This window comes from Streptomyces sp. NPDC056948 (genome assembly GCF_042674225.1).
GTDB classification, from domain to species: Bacteria; Actinomycetota; Actinomycetes; order Streptomycetales; family Streptomycetaceae; genus Streptomyces; species Streptomyces purpurascens.
Genome location: NZ_JBHUQX010000448.1, coordinates 1 through 7250, shown reverse-complemented (window position 1 = coordinate 7250; position 7250 = coordinate 1). Strand labels below are relative to the sequence as shown.

General features: G+C 70.0%; 6 protein-coding genes. All 6 read right to left on the bottom strand.

What is annotated here, in order from left to right; translation table 11 throughout:
- Positions 1-25: 25 nt before the first annotated feature.
- Positions 26-1303, bottom strand: a complete 1278-nt coding sequence (locus tag ACFTZL_RS37770; RefSeq protein WP_382592807.1) for a thymidine phosphorylase — start codon at positions 1301-1303, stop codon at positions 26-28.
- Positions 1304-1394: 91 nt separating this feature from the next.
- The gene (locus ACFTZL_RS37765) at positions 1395-1799 is read right to left on the bottom strand and encodes a cytidine deaminase (RefSeq protein ID WP_382592804.1); all 405 of its coding nucleotides are present in this window, start codon (positions 1797-1799) and stop codon (positions 1395-1397) included.
- Positions 1796-3070 carry an ABC transporter permease gene (locus ACFTZL_RS37760; RefSeq protein WP_382592801.1) on the bottom strand — a complete coding sequence of 425 codons (1275 nt, stop codon included), beginning with the start codon at positions 3068-3070 and terminating at the stop codon, positions 1796-1798. Before ACFTZL_RS37760 ends, ACFTZL_RS37765 begins: the two co-directional genes overlap by 4 nt.
- On the bottom strand, positions 3067-4191 hold the full coding sequence (locus ACFTZL_RS37755) for an ABC transporter permease (protein ID WP_382592798.1): 1125 nt from the start codon (positions 4189-4191) through the stop codon (positions 3067-3069). Before ACFTZL_RS37755 ends, ACFTZL_RS37760 begins: the two co-directional genes overlap by 4 nt.
- Positions 4191-5762, bottom strand: coding sequence for an ABC transporter ATP-binding protein (locus tag ACFTZL_RS37750; RefSeq protein ID WP_382592795.1), 1572 nt, complete (start codon positions 5760-5762; stop codon positions 4191-4193). Before ACFTZL_RS37750 ends, ACFTZL_RS37755 begins: the two co-directional genes overlap by 1 nt.
- Positions 5763-5973: 211 nt before the next feature.
- Positions 5974-7023 carry a BMP family protein gene (locus ACFTZL_RS37745; RefSeq protein ID WP_382592792.1) on the bottom strand — a complete coding sequence of 350 codons (1050 nt, stop codon included), beginning with the start codon at positions 7021-7023 and terminating at the stop codon, positions 5974-5976.
- Positions 7024-7250 lie beyond the last annotated feature (227 nt).

Sequence of the window (7250 nt, the reverse complement as noted above, 5' to 3'; positions counted from 1 at the left end):
GACAGAAGCGCCCTCGGACTGCCGGTCAGGCGATGCGCTCCAGCACCACCGGCGACGCCGTGAAGTTCGTCCCCGGTGCGGCGATGTCGTGGGAGCCCTCGATCGCCTGGAGGGCGTAGTCGAAGCGGTCGGGGGTGTCCGTGTGGAGGGTGAGGAGGGGCTGGCCCTCCTGGACCGTGTCGCCCGGCTTGGCGTGGAGTTCGATGCCTGCGCCTGCCTGGACCGGGTCCTCCTTGCGGGCGCGGCCCGCGCCGAGGCGCCAGGCGGCGATGCCGATGTCGTAGGCGTCGAGGCGGGTCAGGGTGCCCGAGGCGCCCGCCTTGATCACGTGCTGCTCGCGGGCCACCGGCAGCTCCGCGTCCGGGTCGCCGCCCTGGGCCGTGATCATGCGGCGCCAGACGTCCATCGCGGAGCCGTCGGCCAGGGCCTTGGCCGGGTCGGCGTCCTTCACACCGGCGGCATCCAGCATTTCGCGGGCCAGGGCGATGGTCAGTTCGACCACGTCCGCCGGGCCGCCGCCCGCCAGGACCTCCACCGACTCGCGGACCTCCAGGGCGTTGCCCGCGGTGAGGCCGAGCGGGGTCGACATGTCCGTGAGCAGGGCGACCGTACGAACACCGTGGTCCGTGCCCAGGCCGACCATCGTGGAGGCCAGTTCGCGGGCGTCGGCCAGGGTCTTCATGAAGGCGCCGGTGCCGACCTTGACGTCCAGGACGAGCGAACCCGTGCCCTCGGCGATCTTCTTCGACATGATCGAGGAGGCGATCAGGGGGATCGCCTCGACCGTGCCCGTGACGTCGCGCAGGGCGTAGAGCTTCTTGTCCGCGGGGGCCAGGCCGTCGCCCGCCGCGCAGATCACCGCGCCGGTGGTGTCCAGGACGTTCAGCATCTGCTCGTTGGAGAGCAGCGCCCGCCAGCCGGGGATGGACTCCAGCTTGTCGAGCGTGCCGCCGGTGTGGCCGAGGCCGCGGCCCGAGAGCTGGGGTACGGCGGCCCCGCAGGCGGCGACCAGGGGGGCCAGCGGGAGCGTGATCTTGTCGCCCACGCCGCCCGTGGAGTGCTTGTCGGCCGTCGGGCGGGACAGGGACGAGAAGTCCATGCGCTCGCCGGAGGCGATCATCGCAGCGGTCCAGCGGGCGATCTCACGGCGGTTCATACCGTTGAGCAGGATGGCCATCGCGAGGGCCGACATCTGCTCGTCGGCCACCTCCCCGCGGGTGTACGCGTCGATGACCCAGTCGATCTGTTCGTCGCTGAGCTCGCCGCGGTCCCGCTTGGTGCGGATGACGGAGATGGCGTCCATGGCCATGGCTTGGGCTTCCTTCCGAGGATTCCAGAAGCCGTACGGCCCCCCTGTGCAGGTCGCTGAGCGACTCAGGGGGACCGTACGGGAGTTACTTGCTGAGGTGGCCGGGGCCGAAGGCCTGGGGCAGCATCTCCGACAGCGGCACGATGCCCGCCGGGGTCTCCAGGAGCAGGTCCGGGCCGCCGAACTCGTGCAGTAGCTGGCGGCAGCGGCCGCACGGGACGAGCGCGTCGCCGTCGCGGTCGACGCAGGTGAAGTGCGTCAGTCGGCCGCCGCCGGTGTTGTGCAGCTCCGACACCAGGCCGCACTCGGCGCACAGGGAGAGCCCGTACGAGGCGTTCTCGACGTTGCAGCCGGAGATGATCCGGCCGTCGTCGACCAGGGCGGCCACGCCCACCGGGTAGCCGGAGTAGGGGGCGTACGCCCGGGACATGGCGTCCCGGGCCACCGCGCGCAGCTTCTCCCAGTCGACGGCCGGGCCGGCGCCGGTCACTTGCCCTGCCCCTTCCGGTACGGCATGCCGTTCGCCTTCGGCATCCTCAGGCGCTGCGCGGACAGGGCGAGCACCACCAGGGTGATGACGTACGGCGTGGCGGAGACGACCTGGTTCGGGACCTCGTCGGTGGTCGCGTACCAGGCGAAGACCAGGCCGCCGACGATCAGGGTGATCGCGGCGTGGACGTACTTCTTGCGGACCACCAGCCAGATGGCGCCGATGAGCAGCAGGAGCGCGCCGAGCAGCAGCAGGGCGTGGACGTTGGCCGAGCCGCCGCGCAGGTTGAGGCTGTCGGTGTAGCCGAACAGGCCCGCGCCGATGGCGAGGCCGCCGGGCATCCAGTTACCGAAGATCATCGCGGCGAGGCCGATGTAGCCGCGGCCGCTGACCTGGCCCTCCAGGTAGAAGGGGTTGGCCACGATGGACAGGAAGGCACCGCCGAGGCCGGCCAGACCGCCGGAGATGATCACGGCGATGTACTTGTACTTGTAGACGTTGACGCCGAGGGACTCGGCGGCGACCGGGTTCTCGCCGCAGGAGCGCAGCCGCAGGCCGAAGGCGGTGCGCCACAGGATCCACCAGGTGGCGGGGATCAGCGCGATGGCGATCAGGGTCAGCCAGGAGACGTTGGTGACCAGGCCGCCGAGCAGGCCGGCGATGTCCGAGATCAGGAACCAGCCGTGGGCGTTGAGGTCCCGCAGGGCGTCGGACAGTCCCGGCACCGTGAAGTTGCCGAGGGAGTCCACCGCCGGGGACTGCTTGGCGGAGCCGCCCGTGTGGCCCTCGAAGGCGAGGGGCGCGAGGTAGCGGGTGGCCCCTAGGGCGAGGATGTTGATGGCCACACCGGAGACGATGTGGTTGACGTTGAAGGTGACGGTGACGAAGGCGTGCAGCAGGCCGCCGATCGCGCCGCCCGCGATGCCCACCAGGACACCGGTCCACGGGCCCCACTGGAACCCGGCCCAGGCGCCGAACCAGGTGCCGAGGATCATCATGCCCTCGAGGCCGATGTTGACGACGCCCGCGCGCTCGGCCCACAGGCCGCCGAGACCGGCGAGGCCGATCGGCACGGCGAGCTGGAGTGCGGTGGACATCTGGCTGACGTTGGTGATGCCGTCGGCGCCGGTGATGATGCGGACGATCGACGTCAGCGCCAGGCCGCCGGCGATGACCAGCAGCAGGACGGGCCACGACAGCCGGCGGCCGGTCGGCGCCGCGGGCTGCAGCGTGGGCTGGTTGAGGTCGGTCGACGTGACAGGGGCGGTCATCGGCCAGCCACCTCCTTCGTGGTGTTGTGGGTGGTGCCGAGGACGTGACCGGCGGCCAGTTCGGCGCCGACCCGGCGCTGCTGGCGGCGCAGGCCCCATTCGCGGACGGCCTCGTAGGAGACGACGACCGAGAGCACGATCAGGCCCTGCATGATGACCGCGATCTCCTTGTCGTAGCCGTGGAAGTCCAGTTCGGGCGAGGCCTTGTCGAGCCAGGCCCACAGCAGGGCGGCGAAGGCGATGCCGACGGGGCTGTTGCGGCCGAGCAGGGCGATGCCGATGCCGAGGAAGCCGATGCCGGTGGGGAAGTTCAGGCTGTAGGTGTGGGTGTCGCCGAGCAGGATCGGCAGGCCGGCCAGGCCCGCGAGGCCGCCGGAGAGCAGCATGGCGGTCAGCACCATGCGCTTGGGGTCGACGCCGCTGGCCGCGGCCGCGGTCGTCGAGGCGCCGGAGGCGCGCAGGTCGAAGCCGAAGCGGGTGCGGTTGAGGGCGACCCAGTAGCCGATGCCGAGCAGTACGGCGAGGAGGACGAGGCCGTAGATCTCGCCGGCCGCGCCCATGCCGATGCCGGGGATCCAGCCCGACTCGTGCATCTCGCCGGTGGTGTTGTTGTTGCCGACCTTCACGCCGAAGACGTCCGGCAGCCACAGGTAGGAGATCACCGAGGTGGCGATCGCGTTGAGCATGATCGTGGCGACGACCTCGCTGACGCCGCGGGTGACCTTGAGGATGCCGGCGATGCCGGCCCAGAAGGCGCCGGTGAGGACGGCGGTCAGGAGCAGCAGCGGCACCTGGATCGCGGCCGGCAGGCTCGCGTGGGCGCCGACGATGGCGGCCATCATGGCGGCGAGCTGGTACTGGCCGTCGACGCCGATGTTGAACAGGTTCATCCGGAAGCCGATGGCCACCGCGAGCGCCGCGATGTAGTACATCGACGCCTGGTTGATGATCAGCACCTGGATGTCCGAGAAGCCGAGCTGCTCAAACATCAGGGCGAACGGCTCGAACGGGTTCTTGCCCGACGCGACCAGCACGATCGCGATCAGGACGAAGGCCACGGCGAGCGCGATGACCGGGCCGGCCACCGCGAGGAGCACGCGCTCCCTGTCGAACTTCTTCATCAGCGGGCCTCGTCTTCCGGAGACTCGGGGGCGTCGGCCTTCGAGATCTCGGGGGTCTCTTCGTGCTCGAGGTGTCCGGTCGCGGCACCGGTCATGGCCGAGCCGAGCTCCTCGGGGGTGATGCCGGCCGGGTCGGCGTCCGCGACCAGCCGGCCGTTGTAGATCACGCGCAGTGTGTCGGACAGGCCGATCAGCTCGTCCAGGTCGGCGGAGATCAGCAGCACGGCCAGGCCGTCGCGGCGGGCCTCGCGGATGAGGTCCCAGATGGCGGCCTGAGCACCGACGTCCACGCCCCGGGTGGGGTGGGCGGCGATCAGGAAGCGCGGCTTGTGGCTCATCTCGCGGCCGACGATCAGCTTCTGCTGGTTGCCGCCGGACAGGGAGGCGGCGGTGACGTCGATGCCGGGGGTGCGCACGTCGTAGGCCTCGACGATGCGGCGGGTGTCCTCCTGGGCCGCCTTCGGGTCCAGCCAGACGCCCTTGGCGAGGGGCTTCTCGGTGACGTGGCCGAGGATGCGGTTCTCCCAGAGGGGCGCCTCCAGGAGGAGGCCGTGGCGGTGCCGGTCCTCGGGGATGTAACCGATGCCCTGCTCGCGGCGCCTGCGGGTGGGCCAGGCGGTGATCTCCTCCTCGGCGAGGGTGATCGTGCCGGAGTCGGCGTGCTTGAGTCCGATGAGCGCGTCGACCAGCTCGGTCTGGCCGTTGCCCTCGACGCCGGCGATGCCGAGGACCTCGCCCGCGTGGATGGTGAAGCTGATGTCGTCGAGGAGGGCCTTGCCGCCGGGGGCTTCCAGGCGCAACCGGTCGACGGTGAGGACCGGACGGTCGGTGACCGTGGACTCGGCCGTCTCGGGCGTGGGCAGTTCGCTGCCCACCATCATCTCGGCGAGCTGGCGCGGGGTGGTCTCGGCGGGGACGGCCGTACCGACGGTGGTGCCGCGGCGGATGACGGTGATCTCGTCGGCGACGGAGAGCACTTCGCCGAGCTTGTGCGAGATGAAGATGACCGACAGGCCCTCGGACTTCAGTTCGCGCAGGTTGGCGAAGAGGGCGTCGACCTCCTGCGGCACCAGGACGGCCGTGGGCTCGTCGAGGATCAGGGTGGTGGCACCGCGGTAGAGGACCTTGAGGATCTCCACGCGCTGGCGGGCGGCGACGCCGAGCTCCTCGACCAGGAGGTCGGGCTTGACGTCGAGGCCGTAGCGCTCGGAGAGCTCCTTGATCTTGCGGCGGGCCTTGGCGCCGATGCCGTAGAGCTTCTCACTGCCGAGCACCACGTTCTCGAGGACCGTGAGGTTGTCGGCGAGCATGAAGTGCTGGTGGACCATGCCGATGCCGCGGACGATGGCGTCGGCCGGCGACGAGAAGGTGACCTGCTCGCCGCTGACGGCGATGGTGCCCTCGTCCGGCTTCTGCATGCCGTAGAGGATCTTCATCAGCGTCGACTTGCCCGCGCCGTTCTCACCGACGAGGGCGTGGACGGTGCCCTTGCGGACGCTGAGGTGGATGTCGTGGTTGGCCACGACGCCGGGGAAACGCTTGGTGATCCCGGCGAGTTCGACGGCGGTCACCGATTCGTTGACCGCCGCTCCGGCCGGAGGGCTGCTGGACGCGTTGATAACGCACTCTCCTGGGGACGGGGGTCGTCTACGCGCGTAGCGCCCCTACGGCATGCAAAGGGGCCGGCGCCCCGCGCCAACGGGGCACGGGGAGCAGCCTCCCCGCGCCCCGTTGAGCGGACGCGACCCCCGGGGGTCACTGCCTGCTCGAGGCAGTAAGTCGTCAGCTGCTCTTGACCTTGATCTCGCCGCTGATGATCTTCTCCTTGGCCGTCTCGATGGCTTCCTGAAGCTCGGCGTCGTCCGCGAACTTCGGGTTGGAGTCCGAGAGGCTCACCTCACCGGTCTTCAGATCGCCACGAACGATACCGGTCTCCGGCTTGCCGTCCTCGACCGACTTCGCAAGGTTGTACACCGCCTTGGCGACGTCCTTCATCGCCGAGGTCAGGATGAAGTCCTTGTACTTGGCGAGGGCGGCCTGCTCGTACTGGTCGGAGTCGACGCCGATCGCCCAGACCTTCTTGGCGGCGGCGGCCTCGATCACGCCCTGACCGGACAGACCGGCGGCCGCGTAGACCACGTCGGCCTTCTTCTCGATCTGGCCCTCGGCGGCCGTCTTGCCCTTGTCGGGGCTGGCGAAGCCGCCCTCCTCGGCGGTCTGCGTCAGGTACTGGGAGAGCACCTTGACCTTCGGGTCGGTGTCCTTGACGCCCTGCGCGAAGCCCGCCTGGAACTTGTGGATCAGCGGGATGTCCACACCGCCGACGAAGCCGACGACCTTCGACTTGGTGCTCCTGGCGGCGGCGACGCCGGCCAGGTAGGAGGCCTGCTCCTCGTTGAAGACGAGGTCGGCGACGTTCTTGGTGTTGATCGTGGCGTCGTCGACGATGCCGAAGGTGGTGTCCGGGAACTTCTCCGCGGCACCCTTGACGGCCGCGGCGTACGCGTAGCCGACGCCGATGACCGGGTTGTGGCCCTGCTTCGCCAGCGAGACCAGACGCTGCTCCTTGTCGGCGTCGGTCTCGCCCTCGGTGGGCTCCACGTCGGCCGTCTTGTGGCCGAAGTCCTTCTGCGCCTTCTCCAGACCCGCGTACGCGGCGTCGTTGAAGGACTGGTCGCCCTTGCCGCCGACGTCGTACGCGATGGCGAGGCCCTTGTTCCCCTTCGAGTCCGACGACCCGGCAGAGGTCGAGGTGCTGCCGCAGGCGGAGAGTGCGAGGGCCAGGGAAGCGGTCGCTGCGCCTGCGACCGTGATCCGGGAAATCCGGCGCATGTGTGGGTGCTCCTGTCGTACAAGCGCCGGGTCGGTTTCAGCTTCGGCGCTGGTTTCGCCGCAGATTAACGCGCGTAGACCTGCCTGAAAACCCCTTCTGTCCACCTTGTTATGCGCCCGTGCCCTGCCATCGCCGTGGCGTGGCCCGGGCGTTGCCGACCGCGAACGCGGGGTGGCGCTGGGTGATCTGTCCCCGGGAATGCCGGAGAGGGCGGTCACCCCCGGGG

Bases quoted from the DNA above. Each gene is read 5' to 3' on its own strand.
- ACFTZL_RS37770 (WP_382592807.1), bottom strand. From the start codon at position 1,303: ATGGACGCCATCTCCGTCATCCGCACCAAGCGGGACCGCGGCGAGCTC.
- ACFTZL_RS37760 (WP_382592801.1), bottom strand. From the start codon at position 3,070: ATGACCGCCCCTGTCACGTCGACCGACCTCAACCAGCCCACGCTGCAG.
- ACFTZL_RS37755 (WP_382592798.1), bottom strand. From the start codon at position 4,191: ATGAAGAAGTTCGACAGGGAGCGCGTGCTCCTCGCGGTGGCCGGCCCG.
- ACFTZL_RS37745 (WP_382592792.1), bottom strand. From the start codon at position 7,023: ATGCGCCGGATTTCCCGGATCACGGTCGCAGGCGCAGCGACCGCTTCC.